This is a genomic window from Nocardiopsis potens DSM 45234 (assembly GCF_000341105.1).
GTDB lineage: Bacteria > Actinomycetota > Actinomycetes > Streptosporangiales > Streptosporangiaceae > Nocardiopsis_A > Nocardiopsis_A potens.
This window is the reverse complement of the sequence record NZ_ANBB01000004.1, coordinates 55975-74485: the sequence shown is the minus strand read 5'-3', so window position 1 is coordinate 74485 and position 18511 is coordinate 55975. Positions and strand designations below refer to the sequence as shown.

The following is an 18511-nucleotide window of genomic DNA, read 5'->3' as shown; positions in this document are numbered from 1 at the left end:
ATGACCGGGTCGCCGCGGTCGTCGGCGCGGCAGTACAGGCCCGCGTCGAACAGCGCGCCGGAGACGAAGCCGCGCAGGATCCGCTCGGCCTCCTCGGCGTTGAAGGTCTGCTTGGTCTCGCGGTCCTTGACCAGCTCGATGCCGTAGAAGTAGCCGTCGCCCCGGACGTCGCCGACGATCGGCAGGTCCTTGAGCCGCTCCAGGGTGGAGCGGAACGCCGCCTCGTTCTTGCGGACGTTCTCGTTCAGGCCCTCGCGCTCGAAGACGTCGAGGTTGGCCAGGGCGACCGCGGAGGAGACCGGGTGCCCGCCGAAGGTGTAGCCGTGGTAGAAGGTGCTGTCCCCGTGGCGGAACGGCTCGAAGATCCGGTCGGAGGCGATCGCCGCGCCGATGGGGGCGTAGCCGGAGGTCATGCCCTTGGCGCAGGTGATGATGTCGGGGGTGTAGCCGTAGCGGGTGCAGGCGAACATCTCGCCGATCCGGCCGAAGGCGCAGATCACCTCGTCGGAGACGAGCAGCACGTCGTGCCGGTCGCAGATCTCGCGGACGGCGGCGAAGTACCCGGGGGGCGGCGGGAAGCAGCCGCCGGAGTTCTGCACCGGCTCCAGGAAGACCGCGGCGACGGTCTCCGGCCCCTCGGCGAGGATGGCCAGCTCGACCTGGTGCGCGGCCCAGCGGCCGAACGCCTCGGGGTCGTCGGCCATGCCGGGGACGCCGGTGATCTCGTCGGCCCGGTACAGGTTGGTGTTGGCCACCTTGAAGGCGCCCGGCACCAGCGGTTCGAAGACCTTCTTCAGGTCCGGCACGCCGGTGATGGACAGGGCGCCCTGGGTGGTGCCGTGGTAGGCCACCGAGCGGCTGATCACCTTGCGCTTCTCCGGGCGGCCGGTGAGCGCGAAGTACTGCTTGGCCAGCTTCCAGGCGGTCTCCACCGCCTCGCTGCCGCTGTTGGTGAAGAAGACCCGGTTCAGGTCGCCCGGGGTGTGGGTGCTGAGCCGCTCGGCCAGTTCGATCGCGGCCGGGTGGGCGTAGCTCCACAGCGGGAAGTAGGCGAGCTCGGACGCCTGCCGGGTGGCGGCCTCGGCGATGTCGCGGCGGCCGTGGCCGGCCTGGACGACGAAGAGCCCGCCGAGCCCGTCGATGTAGCGGCGGCCCTCGGCGTCCCAGATGTGGACGCCCTCGCCCTTGGTGATCACCGGCACCTTCGCCCCGCTCTCGTAGGGGGAGTGCCGGGTGAAGTGCATCCAGAGGTGGTCGCGGGCGGCGTCGGAGAGTCGCTGGACGTCGTCGCGAGCGGCTGCCTTCTCTGCGTTCGTGCTCATGGCCCCTTGCCCGTTGCAGTCAACGTTGTGCGGTGCCCCATGATCAGCACCCCCACCTCGAAAAGTCAACTGTTTCACGCGCAAAGCTTGTTGAGTACAACCGATAGCGCAGTGATCATCTTGATTCTCCACGGTTTTCGCAGTCGTGTTCGGTGGTCTCACCGACCGTCTCCAGCACCGCGAAGGAGTGCCCGGGCAGGTGCAGCGCGCGGCCGTCCGCCTCGACCCCGCCGCGGGCCAGCAGCACCGCCCCGACCGGGGCGTCCAGCTCCGCCTCGGCCGGCCGGGAGCGCAGGTTGCAGGCCAGCCGGAGCCGCCCCCGGTGCAGCACCAGCACCCGCCCGTCGGCCGAGGCCCGCACCTCGAACCGGTCCAGCCGCGGGTCGGCCAGTTCGGGCCGGGCCCGCCGGAGCGCGATCAGGTCGCGGTAGGCGGCCAGCACCGAGCGGTGCGGCTCGTCGCCCGGCTCGGCCCAGTCCAGCACCGACGCGTCCCGGGTGGCCGGGTCCATCGGGTCGGGAACCTCCGGCCCGCCGCCCTCCCCGCCCCAGACCGGCGCCCCGAACTCTCGGGCCCGGCCGCGGCGCACCGCCTCGGCCAGCTCCGGGTCGGTGAAGGAGGCGAAGAACCGCCACGGGGTGGAGGCCGCCCACTCCTCCCCCATGAACAGCATCGGGGTGTAGGGCGAGCAGAGCACCAGCGCCGCCCCGCAGCACAGCAGGTCCGGCGGGACCGAGGCGGAGATGCGGTCCCCCTGCGCCCGGTTGCCGACCTGGTCGTGGGTCTGCAGGTAGCCCAGGTAGCGGGCGCCGGAGGAGGTGCGCGGGTCCACCGGCGCCCCGTGCGACCGGCCGCGGAACGAGGAGTACCGGCCGTCGTGCAGGAAGACCCGGCGCAGCGTGCGCGGGAGCGCGTCGGGGGCGGCGAAGTCGGCGTAGTAGCCGTGCGCCTCCCCGGTCAGCGCGACGTGCAGCGCGTGGTGCAGGTCGTCGGACCACTGCGCGGTCATGCCCTGCCCGCCGGCCTCGCGCGGCGCCGTGGTGCGCGGGTCGTTCCGGTCGGACTCGGCGATCAGCGAGAGCGGCCGGCGCACCCCGGCGGCCAGCGCCTCCACCTCCGCGGAGAGTTCGGTGAGCAGGTCGGAGGCCCGGGTGTCGCGCAGCGCGTGCACCGCGTCCAGCCGCAGCCCGTCCAGGTGGAAGTCGCGCAGCCAGCCCAGCGCGCTGCCGACGACGTAGCGCCGCACCTCGTCGGAGCCGGGCCCGTCCAGGTTGAGAGAGGGCCCCCAGGCGGTCTCGCCGCCGGCGAAGTAGGGGCCGAACCGCGGCAGGCAGGCCCCGGCCGGGCCGAGGTGGTTGTAGACCACGTCGAGCAGGACCCCCAGGCCCCGCGCGTGGCAGGCGTCCACGAACCGCTTGAGCCCGTCGGGCCCGCCGTAGGGCTCGTGCACCGCGTACCACAGCACGCCGTCGTAGCCCCAGCCGTGCACGCCCTCGAACGCGTTGACCGGCATCAGCTGGACCATGTCGACGCCGAGCCGGACCAGGTGGTCCAGCCGCCCGATCGCGGCGTCGAAGGTGCCCTCGGCGGTGAAGGTGCCCACGTGCAGCTCGTAGAGGACCGACCCGGGCAGCGCCCGCCCGGTCCAGCCGCCGTCCGCCCAGCGGTGGGCCGCATGGTCGTAGACCCGCGACGGGCCGAGGACCCCGCCGGGCTGCCATACCGCCCGCGGATCGGGGTAGGGCACCGGGTCGCCGTCGAGCAGGAACGCGTAGTCGGTGCCGGGCACGCCCGCCTCCTCGGCGGCCAGCCGCCACCACCCGCCGCCCCGTTCCTCCATGTCCCGGTCCCGCCCGCCGACCCGGACCCGCACCCGCTCCCGCCCAGGAGCCCACACCGAGAAGCACCCGCCACCGTTCACGGAGAGTCACCTACCCTCCCCCGTCCCCGGCCACGCCCCGCACCCCGGCCCTTCCGGCACCGGAGGAACCCGGGCGGGCCCGTGGAGCGCCCTTGCGGAACCTCCGCGACCGGTCCGCCCGTTCGCCCGCCCCGGAGCCCCGCCTCCGGCTACCTTGTCGACCGTCCGCCGGCCTCGGCGGGGAGAGACGACCTGGGAGGCGGAAGACCATGGACCGGTTCCGCTACGGGGCCCGCTGCGAACGGGACGGGCGCGCCTGGACCGTGGACGTGCCCGAGCTGCGCATCCACACCTTCGGCGCCACCCTGGCCGACGCGGAGGAGATGGCCCGCGACGCCGTCGCCCTGGTGCTGGACGTACCGGTGGAGCGGGTGAGCGTGGTTCTGGAAGTGGCCGGGGCGCCCGGCGCCCCGCACGGCCCCGCCGGAGCGGGAAAGGCGGGCGGGGAGGCGGAGCAGCGGCCGCACCGCGCCCGGTAGGAGGCGGCGGACGCGCTTCCCGGTGCCGGCCGGCGCGGCCCGCCCGCCGGACCCGTCCCATCGGCGGCGGGCCGCGTGTGGAGCCGGCCGGACCGGAGGAACCCGGGCGGGCCCGGTCGCTCCGTCAGGCCGGGGGCCGGGGGCGGAACAGGGAGAGCCGGAAGGAGGCGGTGACCTCGACCGGGTCGGGGAGGGCGGACAGGCGGGCGGCGCGCTCCTCGGCGGAGAGGTGGTGGGCGCTGGGGCCCATGGCGGCGGCGGTGTCGGCGGCGGGGTGCGGCAGCAGCATGCGGTACTCCAGCTCCTCGGTCCGGTCCCGGGTGAAGCGGGCGGACAGGGCCGACTCCAGGCGCTCCTCCTTGCGGGCGTCGACCGAGACCATGCCCAGGGCGGACACCAGCTCGCCCAGGTGCCCCGGGCCGGGGGTCACCACGAGGAGGGCGCCGCCGGGGCGGAGGACCCGGTGGAACTCGTCCGCGTCGCGCGGCGCGAACACGTTGAGCAGCAGCGCCGCCGAGCCGTCGCGCAGCGGCAGCCCCCGCCAGGCGTCGCAGGCCGCCGCGCCGGAGCGCGGGTGCGCCTTGGCGGCGCGGCGCAGCGCGTACTTCGACAGGTCCAGGGCCAGCCCGGTCGCGCCGGGCGCGGCGTCCAGCGCCCGGGTCAGGTAGTACCCGGTGCCCGCGCCGACGTCGGCGACCAGGCCCTCCGTGCCGCCGAGGGCCTCGGCGGCGAGTCCGGCCAGCCGGTCGGCGAGCGGGGCGTAGTGCCCGGCCTCCTGGAACTCCTGGCGGGCCCGGACCATCTCCGCGGTATCGGCCGTACCGACCGGCCGGGCCCCGGTGAGCAGGCCCGCATAGCCCTCCTTGGCCACGTCGAAGGAGTGCCCGGCGGCGCAGGCAAGCGCGTTGCCGGCGGGCCCGACCCCCGCCCCGCAGTGCGGGCAGGCCAGCGCGGCCAGGACCGATTCGGGCATGCGGAGCCGCCGGAGAACGGGCGGGCGTCCGCCCTCGTGCGTGGTAGCCATGATCGCGGCCCAGCGTAGCGCGCCGCCGCGGCCGCGCCGGCCGCCCGGACCGCCCCTGAGCAGGCGGCGGCCGACCGGGACGGGGAACGGCGGACCGCCGCCGGGGGCCTCCCCGCCGCCGGGGCCGCGTTCCGCCCCGCCGCGCCCCCGTTCAGAGGCCGCCGGGTATGCAGATGGTCACCCGATTCGCCCTGCGGGGCGCCTCTTCCCCGCTTGGGGCGGAGCCCGTGTTCTCCTGCCCACCCGCCCCGCCACGGAAGAAGCGCGCGGCGGGGGCGTCCCTCGATCGGACCCCCGGGCGGCCGGCCGCGGATCCGGCGTTCTCTGCGCGTGCGGCCGCGCGCATGCCCGACGGGCCCCCGGGAGGTCGGCCGGTGTCCTCCTCCGGGAGGTGTCCTCCTCGGGGAAGGGGGCGGGAGGGGGCCGGGCAGCGGAGGCGGGAGGGGGCCGGGCAGCGGAGGCGGGCGCCTCCCGCGCCGTTCCCCGGGGGCCGGTGGGCGCGCCTCGGCGGGCCCGGCGCTCCGGCCCGGCGGGGTCAGCCCTGTTCCGGGGCGGGCGGGTCGGGGTCGCGGACCAGGAGGGCGACCGGGTAGCGGGAGAGCAGGTCGCCCAGGCGGGGCGCGGCCGGGGCGTCGGGCGGGCCCGCCGGGAAGGAGCGGCCGGACAGCAGGTCGCGCCAGGTGCCCCGCCCCCAGGGCAGCGGGAGGACGGTGCTCCGCCAGCCGCCCGACGCCGCCAGCCCGACCGGGAGCCGGGTGGCCACCGCCGCCACCGCGGCCCGGGGGCCGCGGGCGAAGGCGACGGCGTGCCGGGCGGCCGGCCCCGCGGCCGGCAGCGGCAGGTAGCCGCGCAGGTCGGCGCGGCGGCGCAGGTGCAGGGCCTGGCGGACGACGTGCATCTTGGCCTCCCCGGTGGCGTCCACCGGCGGGCGGCGGCCGGACTCCAGCCGCTCCAGCAGGACGTCCCGGGAGGTGAAGTCCACGGGGCGCCGGTTGTCCGGGTCGACCAGGGACAGGTCCCACAGCTCGGTCCCCTGGTAGACGTCGGGCACCCCGGGCATGGTGAGCTGGAGCAGCTTCTGGCCGAGGGCGTTGCTCCAGCCCGGCCGGCGCACCCGGTCGACGAACCCGGCCACGTCGGCGGCGAGCCGCTCGTCGCCCAGGACCCGCTCCGGCCAGGCCAGCACCTCCTCCTCGAAGGCGGGGTCCGGGTCGGTCCAGGAGGTGCGCAGCTTGGCCTCCCGGGCGGCCTTGAGCAGGTAGCAGCGGAGCCGTTCGGCGCTGATCGGCCAGGTGCCGACCAGCGTCTGCCAGGCCAGCAGGTCGAGCGAGGGCTCGGAGAGGCCGCTGCGCCGGCTCCAGCCGCGCACCGCCTCGGCGAACTCCTCCGCCATCTCCGACAGCACCGCGAGCCGCGCCCGGACGTCCTCCGAGCGCTTGGTGTCGTGGGTGGACAGGGTGGTCATCGCCGCCGGGCGGACCGCCTCCCGGCGGGCGGCCGCCGCGTGGAACTCCTCGGGGTCCACCCCGAAGGCGCCGGGGTCGCCGCCGACCTCGTTCAGCGCGGCGAACCGGGTGGCCCGGTAGAACGCGGTGTCCTCGACGCCCTTGGCCATCACCATCCCGCTGGTCTGCTGGATCCGGACGGCGAGCTCGCCGGAGGGGTCCTCGCGCACCCGCCGGCCGATCTCCTCCAGCGCGGCGAGCGCCTCGGCGGCCCCGGCACCGGCCGCCTCGGGTACCGCGGCGGCTTTTCCGAGCGGCGCCCCGGGATGCGGTTCCCGCACGGCGGCGGCCGCCTCGCCCGGGTCGGCGGAGGCGCCGCCCGGCTGCCAAGCGGCCCCGCCGTCCTCGGGCGAGGGCCGCGCCGCGCCGCCGGACGGGTCCGCCCCTTCCCCGCCGACGCGCTGCGCCGGGGGGCCGCCGGCGGCCCCTCCGCCTTCCCGGAGCCCCTCGGCCACGTCCTGCGGCGGAACACGGCCGGCGGTTCCGGAGTCCGCATCGCCGCGGCGCCCGGGCCCCGTCCCGCCCGCCGGCGGCTCCGGGAGGCCCCGCCCGGTGCCGGGGCGGACTGCCCCGCCGTCCGGCGGGGCAGGCGGTTCTCCGGGGCCGTTCGGGGGCGGGCCGGCGGCGGGTCCCGCCTCCCCGGGGGGCGGGTCGAGCGGGCTCCGGGTGTCGTCTGGGAGGCCGGAGAGGCGGTGCCGGGCGCGGGCCAGGGCGCGGGCCCACTCCCGCTCCCCCTCGGGCAGGTAAGTGCGGTAGACGGAGAACGAGGCGAGCAGGGCGGCGACCGCGCGGCGGGCCGCGGGGTCCGGGCGGCCGCCGGTGAGGACCCGGGCGATCCTGTCGGTCTCGGCGGCCAGCAGGGCGCCCGCGGCCTGCTCCTTGGCGGTGCGCTCCAGGTGCGGCAGGTCGGTGGGCACGCCCAGGGAGTCGGCCAGCCGGGTCAGCGGGGCCTCGCCGCCGGGGTCGACGAACAGCCCGCACACCTCGCGCAGCGCGTCGTAGCCGGTGGTGCCGTCGACCGGCCAGGAGGCGGGCGGCTCCTCCCCTGGGTGCAGGATCTTCTCCGCGACGATCCAGCCGGGGAACCGGTCGCGCAGCCGGCGGAGGTAGCCGCCGGGGTCGGCGAGGCCGTCCGGGTGGTCGACGCGCAGGCCGGCCAGTTCCCCGCGCTCCGCCCAGCGCAGCACCTCGGCGTGGAGCGCGTCGAACACCCCGGGGTCCTCGGTGCGGACCGCGGCCAGCTCGGTCACGTCGAAGAAGCGGCGGTAGGACATCGCCTCGGCCGCGCGCCGCCAGGACACCAGCCGGTAGTGCTGGGCGGCGTGCACCTCGGCGGGGCCCGCCCCGGGCGGGGCGGTGCCGGGGGCGACCGGGTAGCGGCGGCCGTCCAGGACCAGCGCGCCGTCCTCCAGTTCCAGCCGGTCCAGCGCCGCGCCGCCGCCGTCGCCGTCGTCGGGCAGCACCGGCAGCTCGATCGGGCCGCGGGTCCAGTCGATGTCGAAGTGGCCGGCGTGCTCGGCGGCCGGCCCGTCCCGCAGCACCTCCCACCACCACGGGTTGGCCTCCGGGAGCGCGACCGACATGTGGTTGGGCACGATGTCGGCGACCAGGCCCATGCCGAGCCCGCGCAGGTGCTCGGCGAGTTCCAGGCGGGCCTGCTCGCCGCCGAGCTCCGGGCAGACGGCGCCCGGGTCGACCCCGTCGTAGCCGTGCGTCGACCCGGGGGCCGCGGTGAGCAGCGGCGCGGTGTACAGCGCACCGGCGCCGAGCCGGTCCAGGTAGCCGGCGAGGGCGCGGGCGTCGCCCAGCCCGCCTCCCGGGCGGAGCTGCAGCCGGTAGGTCGAGGTCGGGACCGGGGGCGCGCCTTCGCGGCGGGGCTTCTCGCTCATCCGACCACGGTCCTGCCCGCGACGCGGCCGGCTCTAACCCAGGCCGCCGCTCCCCCGGCGGGCCGCGGGAGGGCGTTCCCTCCCCGCCGCTCCCCTGCCGTCCGGCGCGGTCCCGGCCCTCCCGTCCGGCCCGGTCGGAAGGGCGCCGGCGCCCGCGCGGCGCGGCGGCCCGCCGGAGGCGCGCCCCGCCGAGCGGCGGGGGCCGCGCGGGGACCAGGGCGGGCCGGAACGGGGCCGGTCGGCGGGCGGGTGCCGCCGTGGACGGCGGAGAGCGCGGCGGGGCGGTCTCCGCGCGGCCGCCGAGCGGGGACCGCCGCCGACGCCCTAAGCTTGGCGGCGCCGGCCGCCCGAGCGCCCGCGGCCGGATCCGATCCGCACGGAAGGCCCGCCCGTTGTCCCACGACTCCTCCGCTCGCCCGACCGTCCTGCTGCTCAACGGCCCCAACCTGAACCTGCTCGGCCACCGCGACCCCGCGCAGTACGGGACGACGTCGCTGGCCGACATCGAGCGCCGGGTCGCCGAGCTGGGCGCGGAGCTCGGGGCCGATGTGGAGTGCGCGCAGAGCAACCACGAGGGCGTCCTGGTCGAGCACGTCCACCGCGCGCGGGACCTCGACGGCGTGGTCATCAACCCCGGCGCGTTCGCCCACTACAGCATCGCGCTGCGGGACGCCGTGGACGCGGTCGACACCCCGTGTGTCGAGGTCCACATCTCCAACGTCTACGCGCGCGAGGAGTTCCGGCACACCTCGGTCACCGCCCCGGTGATGCAGGGCTATATCGCCGGGTGCGGTGTGACAGGCTACGAGCTGGGGCTCCGCGCGGTGCTGGCGCGGATCGCCGAGCGCAGGGCCGCCGCGGAGTGAGTCCGGGCCCGCGGGGGCGTGCCGGGTACGGTGCACTTGTCGCCAGTTGTTAAATTCTTCGTCGGCGCCCGTTCAGCGGCGCCGAGGTCCGGGCCGGTCGCGGGAGCAGCGGCGCTCGGAGCGCCCGCGCACGCACCGCCTCGCCAGGCGCCCAACAGGGGGAGAACCACACAGACATGCGCCCGTCCACGTATCGCACGCTGTCCGCGGCCGCCCTCGCGACCGCCGTCGCCCTGACGACCGCGTGCGGCAGCGACGACGCCGTCCGCGGCAGCGACCGGATCCCCGTCCCCGCCGACCTGTCCTGCTTCGGCGGGAACCTCGCCGGTTCGGGCTCCAGCGCCCAGGAGAACGCGATGACCACCTGGATCGCGGGCTACCAGACGGCGTGCGAGGACTCCCTGGTGTTCTACGACGCGATCGGCTCGGGCGGCGGCCGCAGCCAGTTCCTGGACGGCGCGGTGGACTTCGCCGGGTCGGACGCGGCGCTGGACGAGGCCGAGGCGGCCGAGGCCGTCGAGCGCTGCGAGGGCTCCCCGGCCGTGAACATCCCGGCCTACGTGGTGCCGATCGCGGTGGTGTTCAACCTGGAGGGCGTGGACGAGCTCAACCTCGCCCCGGAGGCGATCGCGGGCATCTTCCGCGGCGAGATCGAGCGCTGGAACGACCCGGCGATCGCGGAGACCAACCCCGGCACCGACCTCCCGGACCGGCGGATCACCCCGGTCTCGCGCTCGGACGAGTCGGGCACCACCGAGAACTTCACCGCCTACCTGCACGCCGCCGCCCCCGAGGCGTGGCCGGACGAGGCGTCCGGGCAGTGGCCGGTGCCGCCGGTGGAGGCCGCGCAGGGCAACAGCGGCATCGCCGAGGCGGTCCACGGCGGCGACGGCACCATCGGCTACGTCGAGGCGTCCCACGTGGGGGACATGTCGGCCGCGGCGGTGGGCGTCGGCGAGGAGTTCGTCGAGGTGTCCCCGGAGTCGGCGGCCTCCGTGGTCGCGGCCTCCCCGAAGCGGGAGGGCGACGGCGAGTACGACCACGCCATCGACCTCGACTACGGCACCACCGAGTCCGGCGTCTACCCGATCGTCCTGGTCAGCTACCAGATCGCCTGCATGGACTACGGGGACGGGCCGGAGAACGACCGGGTCCGCGACTTCCTGTCCTACGTGATCAGCCCGGAGGGCCAGGAGGCCGCCTCCGAGGAGACCGGGTCGGCCCCGCTGCCCGAGGAGATCCGGGGCGAGCTGCAGAGGACCCTGGACGCCATCGGCACCGGAGCGGCCCGGGACTGACCCCGGCGCGCCCTTCGTACCGGACCGCCCGCGGAGCACTCCGCGGGCGGTCCGCCGTTTCCGGCACCGACTCACCCGGGGTAGGGTCTGGATGGCGGAGTGTCATGACCGTGCAGCGGGCCGGGACCGGCCTCCCCACCCGGTCGTTGTCTTCCCCCAACGATCGGGCGACGCCGGTTCCCGGCCCCTGTCCGGCCCCTCCTCCGGTGATCTTGACGTCGCGGCCCCATCGGAGCGCTCCGATGGGGCCGCGACGTCAAGATCCCCGCCCGGGCCGGGGCTTCTCCCATCGGCGATCGAGGCCCCGCTCCCCCTTCGCCCGGTGCCTATTCGGCGCCCCCGCGGTGCGGCGGCGCCGCGCAGGCCGGGGGCTCTTCCCTCCGGGCCGGGCGGGAGCGGCCCGCGGGCGGACCGGTGTCGCCGGGCGGGGCGGGCTGCGGGACCGCCGCCGGCTTGGCGCGCGGGACCGCCGAGCGGTACCGGCGCGCCTCCGGGTCGGTGAGGTCGGTCAGCGCCCCGGGGCCGCACTGGATCCGGTAGCGGCCGTACACCGACTCCACCGCTTCGGCCAGCCCCTCCTCCTCTTTCCGGTCGCGCATGCCGCGCAGCAGGGCCCGGGTGCGCCACAGCCGGACGCCGGCGTCGTTGCCGCCGCCGGGGTCGGGGATCAGCTCGACCAGGCCGGCCCGGGCCCGCTCGGCGCGGGCGACCATCACCGCCAGGGTGTCCGGGGCGACCCCCCAGACGACCGGGAGGCGGAGCACGAACGGCGCCGGGAACCCGGTGCCCGGCGGCCGGGCGGTGAAGCCGACCCGGGGGTCGGTGAGGTAGGCGGCCTGGAGGAGGCGCAGGTCCATCGGGTCGCCGCCGGGCTCCTCCCGGGCGTCCCAGTCGGCGGCGAGCGCCACGTCGAGGTCGGACTCGGTGCCGTCGAGGAGCCGGTCGACGCAGGCGCGGACCATGTCGTAGGGGGCGCCCTCGACGTCGATCACCGCGCGGACCAGCGGCTGGGCGGCTCCGCCGCCCTGGCTCCCGGGGTCGGACCACGGGGCGGCCCCGCCGCCGCCCTGGGCGCCGGTGCGCCAGGCGGGGGCGTCCCGGTCCGGGACGAACAGCGCCCCGGCGTGCCAGAGCCGGCGGCCGAGTTCGTGGTCGTCCTTGGTCTCCGGGCCGCCGATGCCCTCGTAGAGGGTGCGGCGGACCGCGGTGGCGGCCGAGGTGAAGGCCCGGTGCCCGTCCTCGCCGGCCTCGGCGAGGTCGGCGGTGGCCTCCAGCAGGGCGTCGCGCGGCGGGCTCGCCCCGTCGGCGCCCAGCGCGTCGACCATGCCGCCGGACATCGCCAGCGACCCGGCGTCGGCCGGGCCGTCCGGGACCCGGTGCGCCTGCAGCAGGTCGGCGAAGGTGACGCACTCCGGGCGGAGGTGGTGCCAGCGCGCGTGCACCTCGACGAAGAACGGGTCCACCAGCGTTCCGGCGTCCAGCCAGCAGAGGACGTCGCCGGAGGCGGCGCGGGCCCCGGCGGCGCGGGCCCGGGCCGGGCCGGCGTGCGCCGGGGCGCGCTCCACGTGCAGCCGGTCGGGCAGCATCTCCCCGGAGAGCGGCAGCCGCAGCCCCTGCGGGGCGACCACCACCACGTCCAGCAGGTGCGCCGGGTAGGTCTGCACGGACAGCGCGGCGAGCGTCAGCTCCAGCCTGTCCCCGGGGAACACCGGGACGACCACGCTGACCGCGAGTTCGGGCCGCCAGGAGGCGGGTTCCGGCGGTGCCAGCGCCGTCCAGTCGTTGCGGAAGACCCGCGTGCGGGACGGCTGCACGCGGCGGTCGGCTGGGGAGCCGCCCTCGGGCGACCCCGAGTGGCATTGCGACAACACATCGACACTATAACGTTACGGAAAGCGATCGCCCGGTTTCCGGGGCCGCCAGCGCGCCGGGGCCGGTTTCCGCTCTGACCTGCGATTTCACTTCAGGGAGGGAGAGCGGGTGCAGCGGTCCCGCTCCGGATACGGGGGCGGGCGCGGGGGTCTCCCCGACCGGCCCGGCCCGCCTGCGCGGCGGGCCGGGCCCGGAGGCCTCCGGGCGGGGCGGCGGTGCCCGGCGGGGCGCCCCTGCCCGGCAGCGCGGCGGCCCGGCGCCGCGCCCGGGGCCGGTGTCAGGGGCGGATGTCCTTGACGGTGCGGCCCTCCTGGACCACCAGGACGATGTTGTCCGGGTCGGCGGGCAGCGCGATGTCGGCCAGCGGGTCGCCGTCGCACACCACCAGGTCGGCCAGCATGCCCGCGCGCACGGTGCCCACCCGGTCGGCGAGGCCGAGCAGTTCGGCGGCGTTGCGGGTGGCGGCGGTGATCGCCTCCATCGGGGAGAGCCCGACCCGGGTCAGGTGGCCCAGCTCGGCCAGGTTGGCGCCGTGCGGGGAGATGCCGGCGTCGGTGCCCATCGCCACCTTCACCCCGCGCCGCACCGCCTCGGAGATCCGCTCGAAGGTCCGCCCGGCCAGCGCCCGCTTGGTCCGCACCGCCTTCTCCGTCATGAGGTGGACCCGGTCCTCGAAGTCGAAGGTGGCCAGGGTGGGCACCAGGTAGGTGCCGTGCTCCAGCATCAGGTCGATGCCCTCGTCGTCGACCAGGTAGCCGTGCTCGATGCTGGACGCCCCGCCGCGAACCGCGTTGCGGATGCCGGCCGCGCCCTGGGCGTGCGCGGCGACGGGCCGTCCGCCGTGCCGGGCGGCCTCGGCGGCCATGGCCGCGATCTCCTCGGGGGTGAGCCCCTCGTCGTCGGGGGTGTCCGAGGGGCTGGAGACGCCGCCGGTGGCGCAGACCTTGATCACGTCGGCGCCGTCCCGCATCAGCCGCCGCGCCGCGACCCGGGCCTCCTGCACCGAGTCGGCGATCTCCGCCATCGAGTGGGCGCCGCAGGCGTGCAGGTCGACGCCGCTGGGCAGGGTGAAGTCGGCGTGCCCGCCGGTGTGGCTGACCAGGCGCAGCGCCAGGCTCAGCCGGGGGCCGGAGAGCAGCCCGCGCTGCTGGGCGGTGCGGAAGCCCGCGTCGGTGCCGCCGAGGTCGCGGGCGGTGGTGACGCCGGCCTCCAGGGTGCGGCGCATCCGGTCGGCGGTCTCGAAGGCGTGCAGGCTGCGCGGGATCTCGGCGTTGTTGAACAGGATCTGCCGGCTGTCGCCGATGCCGAAGTGCACGTGGGCGTCGATGAACCCGGGCAGGAGGGTGCGGCCGCCGAGGTCCTCCACGGTGTCGCCGGGGGCGGGCTCGGGCGCCCCCGCGGCGGGCCCGGCGTAGCCGATCACCCCGTCGGCCACCGCGACGACGGCGTCGGCCACCGGGGCGGCCCCGGTGCCGTCGATCAGGGTCGCGTTCCGGTAGAGGGTCCTGCGGGCGGTCATGTGTGCTCCTCACTGGTGCGTGCGGACGGGCTGTCACGGGGTCCGCGCCGCGCCGGGGAGGCGCGGCGCGGACCGGGTCAGATGCGGGCCTCCATGCCGGGGCCGACCGGGATGCCGGCGAAGAAGAAGATCGCCAGCACCAGTGTCCACAGCACAAGGAAGACCAGGGAGAAGGGGAGCGCCCGCGCGATGACGGTGCCGATCCCCGCCTTGGGCTCGTAGGCCCGCAGGAAGCCGAGGATGATCACCACGTAGGGGCTGAGCGGGGAGAGCACGTTGGAGGTGGAGTCGCCGACCCGGAACGCCGCCTGGATGAAGCCGGGCTCGTATCCGAGCAGCGCGAACATCGGCACGAACACCGCGGCGAACAGCGCCCACTGCGCCGACCCGGAGATGATGAACAGGTTGATCAGGAACGCCAGCAGGATGAAGCAGACGATGGCGGGGAACCCGGTGAAGCCGGTGGCCTCCAGCCCTTCGGCGCCCTGCACCGCGATCCAGGTGGACAGATTGGTCCAGTTGAACAGCTCCAGGAACTGGGCCATCACGAAGGCCAGCACGATGAAGCCGGACATCTCCTTGATCGTGTGGCCCATCATCCGCGCGATGTCGGCCCCTTCGGTGATGGAGCGGGTGACCAGGCCGTAGACCACGCCGGGGAGCGCGAGCACCAGGAAGACCAGGAACACCACCGAGCTCAGCAGCGGGGACTCGGGCAGGAACGCCCCGTCCTCGTTGCGCATCGGCGCGCCCTCCGGCAGGCAGACCGCCAGCACCGCGGCGACCAGGACGAGCAGCGTCACCCCGGCCCAGCGCAGCCCGCGCCGCTCCTCCCGGGACAGCTCCGGGTCCATCCGGGTGTCGGGCCCCTCCTCGGCGCGGCCCGCGTCCTCGGCGGCGACCCGCTCCCGGGTGACCTTCGCCCGCTCCAGGGAGGGCTCCAGCACCCGGTCGATGAGCAGGCCGCCGACCAGGCTGAGCAGGATCGCGATGGTGAAGGTGAGGAAGTGGTTGGAGACCGGGCTGACGTGGGTGCCCAGGTCGACCCCGGCGGCCGCGGTGTTGGTGATGCCGGACAGCAGCGCGTCGGTGCTGGTGATGAAGGGGCTGCAGCTGAAGGCGGCGGTGGCGACGGCGAACCCGCCCATCAGCCCGGCGACCGGGTGCCGGCCGGCGGCCTTGAACACCATGGCCGCCAGCGGCGGGACGACCACCATGGAGGCGTCGCTCATGATGCTCGCCGAGACCGCGACCAGCGCCACCACGTAGGGCAGCAGCCAGCGCGGGGCGCCGCCGAAGGCCCGGCGGACCAGGGCCATCAGCAGGCCGGTCCGCTGCGCCACGCCGACGCCCAGCAGCACGGTGAGCACCACGCCCAGCGGCGGGAAGCCGATGAAGTTGCTCACCATCGAGGTGGTCAGCCAGGTCAGCCCCTCCGCGGTGAAGAAGCTGCGGATCGGCTGCGGGCCGTCCTCGCCGCCGGGGACCTCGACCTGCGCGCCCTGCGCCGCCATGGCCGCGGAGACCACGGCGACCAGGGCGAACAGGATGAGGAAGAGCACGAACGGGTCGGGGATCCGGTTGCCGACGCGTTCGATGCCGTCGAGCACCCGGGCGATGCGCCCGGGGGCCGGCTCGGCGGAGGCGCGCTTGAGCTTGCGGCTCGGCGTGGTCATGGGTCACCTCACCAGGAAGAAACGGGGGAAGGGGATCAGTCCTCGGCGCCCGGAACCGTCCGGGTCGCTCCGGTGGTGTCCTTGCGGACGGCGCCGTCCATCAGGACCGCGGTGATGTTGTCCGGGTCGCCGAGGAGCGCGATGTCGGCCAGCGGGTCGCCGGCGCAGACCACGATGTCGGCCCGCTTTCCGGGCTCCAGGGTGCCGACCTCGGCGGCGGTGCCGAGCAGCTCGGCGGCGTTGCGGGTGCCGGCCAGCAGGGCGCCCATCGGGGTCATCCCGTGCTGCACCAGCAGCTCCAGTTCGCGCAGGTTGCGGCCGTGCGGGCAGATGCCGGCGTCGGTGCCCAGGGCGACCTTGGCCCCGGCGGCGATGGCCGCGGAGATGTTCTCGCTCAGGTGCTCCTGGAGCTTGAGCTTCTTGGCCACCGCGTAGGGGGCGGACTTCTCCGGGTCGGGCGGGGTGGTCGCGGTGGACAGCGTCGGCACCAGGAAGGCCCCGCTCTCGCCGAGCATGTCGATGCCCCGGGCGTCGATCTCGTAGCCGTGCTCGACGCTGGTCACCCCGGCGGCCAGGGCGTTGCGGATGCTCCGCGCGCTCTGCGCGTGCGCGGCCACCGGGACGCCGTGCCCGGCGGCCTCCCGGACGATCGCGGTCATCTCCTCCACGTTGAGCCCGTCGTGCCAGGGGGTGTCCCGCGGGCTCCACACGCCGCCGCTGGCCATCACCTTGATCACGCCGGCGCCGCGGCGCATCGCCTCGCGGGTGTTGCGCAGCGCCTCGTCGACGCCGTCGGTGAGCATCGAGATGCCGCCGTCGGGGCCGAGCACGGTGCCGGAGTCGAAGCCGCAGCAGGTGCGGAAGTCGCCGTGCCCGCCGGTGGGGCCCAGCGCCCGGTAGGCGATGGTGAGCCGGGGGCCGTCGACGACGCCCTCGTCCACCGCCTTCTGCACCGCCATGTCCATCCCGGCGAGGTCGCGGGCGCCGGTGACGCCGGCCTCCAGGGTGGCGCGCAGGATCGGGATCGCCCGGTAGTAGCCGTAGTGCGGGGGGTCGTCGAGCAGGTGGGCGGGGTTGAGCCCGCCGGCCGGCATGGTCAGGTGCACGTGGGCGTCGATGAACCCGGGCAGGACGGTGCCGCCCCGGGCGTCGAGCACCCGGTGGTCCGCGCCGATCCGGGGCAGTTCGGCGGCCGGTCCCGTCCAGTCGATGCGCCCGCCGCGGACCACGAGCGCCCAGTCCGGGCGCGGGTCGGCCCCGGTCCCGTCGATGACGGCTCCGTTGCGGACGACGATCGTGTCCTGCGAGGACATCGGGTGCCACCTTTCCGTGTCGCCGGCCGCGCCGGGCCGGTCTGGGCCCGGCCGTGTTCCGCTGGGCGGAAGCGCGGCCGGGCGGGTCCGTAACCTGCCGGAAACCCCCAGCTCAGGGCCTTGCTCCGGCTCTGCGGAAACCTACGGTGTGATAAAGGTGAACATCGAGAATCGCCGGAAAAGATTTTGCCTCGGGGGTCTGATGCAGGAATCGAGCGCCTTGCACGAGTTCGACCTGTCCCTGATCAACGCGCTGCAGCTGGCCCCGCGCGCCGCGTGGTCGGACCTGGCCCCGATCCTGGACGCGGACGCGACCACCCTGGCCCGGCGGTGGCGGCGGCTGGAGGAGTCCGGGCTGGCCCGGATCACCGTGTTCCCCCGGGAGCGGCTGACCACCCGGCGGAACATGGCCTACCTGGAGCTGACCTGCCGCAACGGCACCGTCGAGCAGGTCGCCTCGGCGCTGGCCGAGGACCCCGGGACGCTCAGCATCCAGTTCACCGCCGGCTCCCACCAGCTGCTGCTCACCATCGCGCCCGGCCAGGGGATGGCCGAGTACCTGATGGACTGGATCGGCGCCTTCCCCGACGTGGTCTCCTACCGGGTGCACATGGTCACCCGGGTGGTGTCCGAGGCGCACCGCTGGCAGGTCCGCGCGCTCTCCCCGGAGCAGCGCCGCCGGCTGCGCGCGCTGGCGCCGCGGACCGAGGAGGCCGACGGCGACGACCGGGTGACCGGGCTGGACCAGCGGATCGCGGACCTGCTCTGCACCGACGGCCGGATGGGCTACCAGCGGATCGCCGAGCGGCTGGACATCGCGCCGACCACCGCCGCGCGCCGGCTCAACCGGCTGATCCGCTCCGGGATCATCGGGCTGCGCTGCGACATCGCCCGCGCCGAGATGGGCTGGCCGACGGCGGCCGTGCTCTGGGGGACGGTGGACCCGCAGGTGCTGGAGCGCGCCGAGGACCTGGGCGAGCGGGTCCCGGAGCTCCGGCTGTGCAGCACCATCGCCGGCCCGGAGAACACCCACTTCATCGTCTGGCTGCGCACCGTCCCCGACCTGACCCGGGTGGAGCACCGCCTGCTGGAGGCGCTGCCCGGGCTGCGCATCGCCGACCGGCGGATGGTGCTGCACACCTTCAAGTTCATGGGCAACGTCATGGACCGCGAGCAGCGCTACGTGCGCACCGTCCCGCTCCGGCTGCGCCCGGAGGAGCCCGCCTCCGGGCGGTGATCCCGGCGCCGAGATCACCGGAGGCGGGCGGCGTGCCCGCCCGGCGGCGCCGCCGCACCCAGGTGGCGGGAGCGCCGCCCTCCGCCGGGGCCCGCGGTGCGGCCCGCCGCGCCCGGCGGACCGCACCGGGAGGGCCCCTCGCCGACGGGCCCTCCGGTCGGTCGCGGGCCCTCGGGTCAGCAGCGGCCGAAGTCGCCCTCGATGTGGGTGCACAGCCAGCCGCCGGGGTGGTCGGCGACCCGGATGGCCAGGGCGCGGCGGCGGGCGCCGACCTCGACGACCGCGCCCAGTTCGGCCGCGCCGGGGCCGGCCGGGCGCAGCCAGGCGCTGCGGACCCGGGGGCGGTGGCGGCACCGGTAGGCGCCGACGCGGCGGCGGAGCAGGGCGTAGGCGCGCGGCGCGACCAGCCCGGCGACCTGGTCGGGGGCGCGCTCGCCGGCGAGCACCTCGGCGGTGATCTGGGCCAGGCGGGCGGCCTGGCCCGGGCAGCGGGGGGCGTGCAGTCGGGGGCGGCGGGAACGGCAGGGTCGGGGGTGCACTGCGGTCTCCTTCCGGGCTGCGCCGGGCGCCGCTGCGACCGGCACCGGGAC

Annotated in this window: 13 protein-coding genes; 4 read left to right on the top strand and 9 right to left on the bottom strand. The window is 76.2% G+C overall.

Annotated elements, in window-relative coordinates; all coding sequences use genetic code 11:
- Positions 1-1322: aspartate aminotransferase family protein (locus tag D459_RS30485; protein WP_017591430.1), on the bottom strand; the 1322-nt coding region annotated here is incomplete at its 3' end.
- A gap of 115 nt (positions 1323-1437) precedes the next feature.
- Positions 1438-3243: a malto-oligosyltrehalose trehalohydrolase gene (gene treZ, locus D459_RS30480; RefSeq protein WP_081620420.1), complete on the bottom strand. Its 1806-nt coding sequence runs from the start codon at positions 3241-3243 to the stop codon at positions 1438-1440.
- A gap of 209 nt (positions 3244-3452) precedes the next feature.
- On the opposite strand from treZ, the gene D459_RS30475 reads away from it, so the two are divergent.
- A complete protein-coding gene (locus D459_RS30475; RefSeq protein WP_017591428.1) occupies positions 3453-3722 on the top strand; it encodes a type II toxin-antitoxin system HicB family antitoxin in 270 nt (89 codons plus the stop codon).
- Between the two features lie 124 nt (positions 3723-3846).
- Here D459_RS30475 and D459_RS0102575 read toward each other — a convergent pair whose 3' ends face one another.
- Together D459_RS0102575 and D459_RS36660 are read right to left on the bottom strand one after the other, a co-directional pair.
- On the bottom strand, positions 3847-4695 hold the full coding sequence (locus D459_RS0102575) for a putative RNA methyltransferase (RefSeq protein ID WP_017591427.1): 849 nt from the start codon (positions 4693-4695) through the stop codon (positions 3847-3849).
- 586 nt (positions 4696-5281) lie between these two features.
- Complete coding sequence (locus D459_RS36660; protein ID WP_017591426.1) at positions 5282-8140, bottom strand: alpha-amylase family glycosyl hydrolase; 2859 nt, start codon at positions 8138-8140, stop codon at positions 5282-5284.
- A gap of 392 nt (positions 8141-8532) precedes the next feature.
- On the opposite strand from D459_RS36660, the gene aroQ reads away from it, so the two are divergent.
- Both aroQ and pstS read left to right on the top strand, forming a co-directional pair.
- The gene (gene aroQ / locus D459_RS0102565; RefSeq protein ID WP_017591425.1) at positions 8533-9006 is read left to right on the top strand and encodes a type II 3-dehydroquinate dehydratase; all 474 of its coding nucleotides are present in this window, start codon (positions 8533-8535) and stop codon (positions 9004-9006) included.
- A gap of 176 nt (positions 9007-9182) precedes the next feature.
- Positions 9183-10304: a phosphate ABC transporter substrate-binding protein PstS gene (pstS, locus tag D459_RS0102560; RefSeq protein ID WP_017591424.1), complete on the top strand. Its 1122-nt coding sequence runs from the start codon at positions 9183-9185 to the stop codon at positions 10302-10304.
- A gap of 326 nt (positions 10305-10630) precedes the next feature.
- Here the strand turns inward: pstS and D459_RS30460 are convergent, their stop codons facing one another.
- The 4 genes from D459_RS30460 to D459_RS0102540 form a co-directional block, all read right to left on the bottom strand.
- Positions 10631-12175: a glycosyltransferase gene (locus D459_RS30460; RefSeq protein WP_152522878.1), complete on the bottom strand. Its 1545-nt coding sequence runs from the start codon at positions 12173-12175 to the stop codon at positions 10631-10633.
- 278 nt (positions 12176-12453) lie between these two features.
- Complete coding sequence (locus tag D459_RS0102550) at positions 12454-13695, bottom strand: metal-dependent hydrolase family protein (protein ID WP_017591422.1); 1242 nt, start codon at positions 13693-13695, stop codon at positions 12454-12456.
- Between the two features lie 77 nt (positions 13696-13772).
- The gene (locus tag D459_RS0102545; RefSeq protein WP_017591421.1) at positions 13773-15371 is read right to left on the bottom strand and encodes an AbgT family transporter; all 1599 of its coding nucleotides are present in this window, start codon (positions 15369-15371) and stop codon (positions 13773-13775) included.
- Positions 15372-15406: 35 nt separating this feature from the next.
- Entirely contained in the window at positions 15407-16684 is a 1278-nt protein-coding gene (locus D459_RS0102540) for a metal-dependent hydrolase family protein (RefSeq protein WP_017591420.1), read from the bottom strand.
- Positions 16685-16904: 220 nt separating this feature from the next.
- Here D459_RS0102540 and D459_RS0102535 point away from each other — a divergent pair, with 220 nt between their 5' ends.
- Positions 16905-17921, top strand: coding sequence for an Lrp/AsnC family transcriptional regulator (locus tag D459_RS0102535; RefSeq protein WP_020380030.1), 1017 nt, complete (start codon positions 16905-16907; stop codon positions 17919-17921).
- 176 nt (positions 17922-18097) lie between these two features.
- Here D459_RS0102535 and D459_RS0102530 read toward each other — a convergent pair whose 3' ends face one another.
- A complete protein-coding gene (locus tag D459_RS0102530) occupies positions 18098-18460 on the bottom strand; it encodes an Rv3235 family protein (RefSeq protein WP_017591418.1) in 363 nt (120 codons plus the stop codon).
- Positions 18461-18511: the final 51 nt, after the last annotated feature.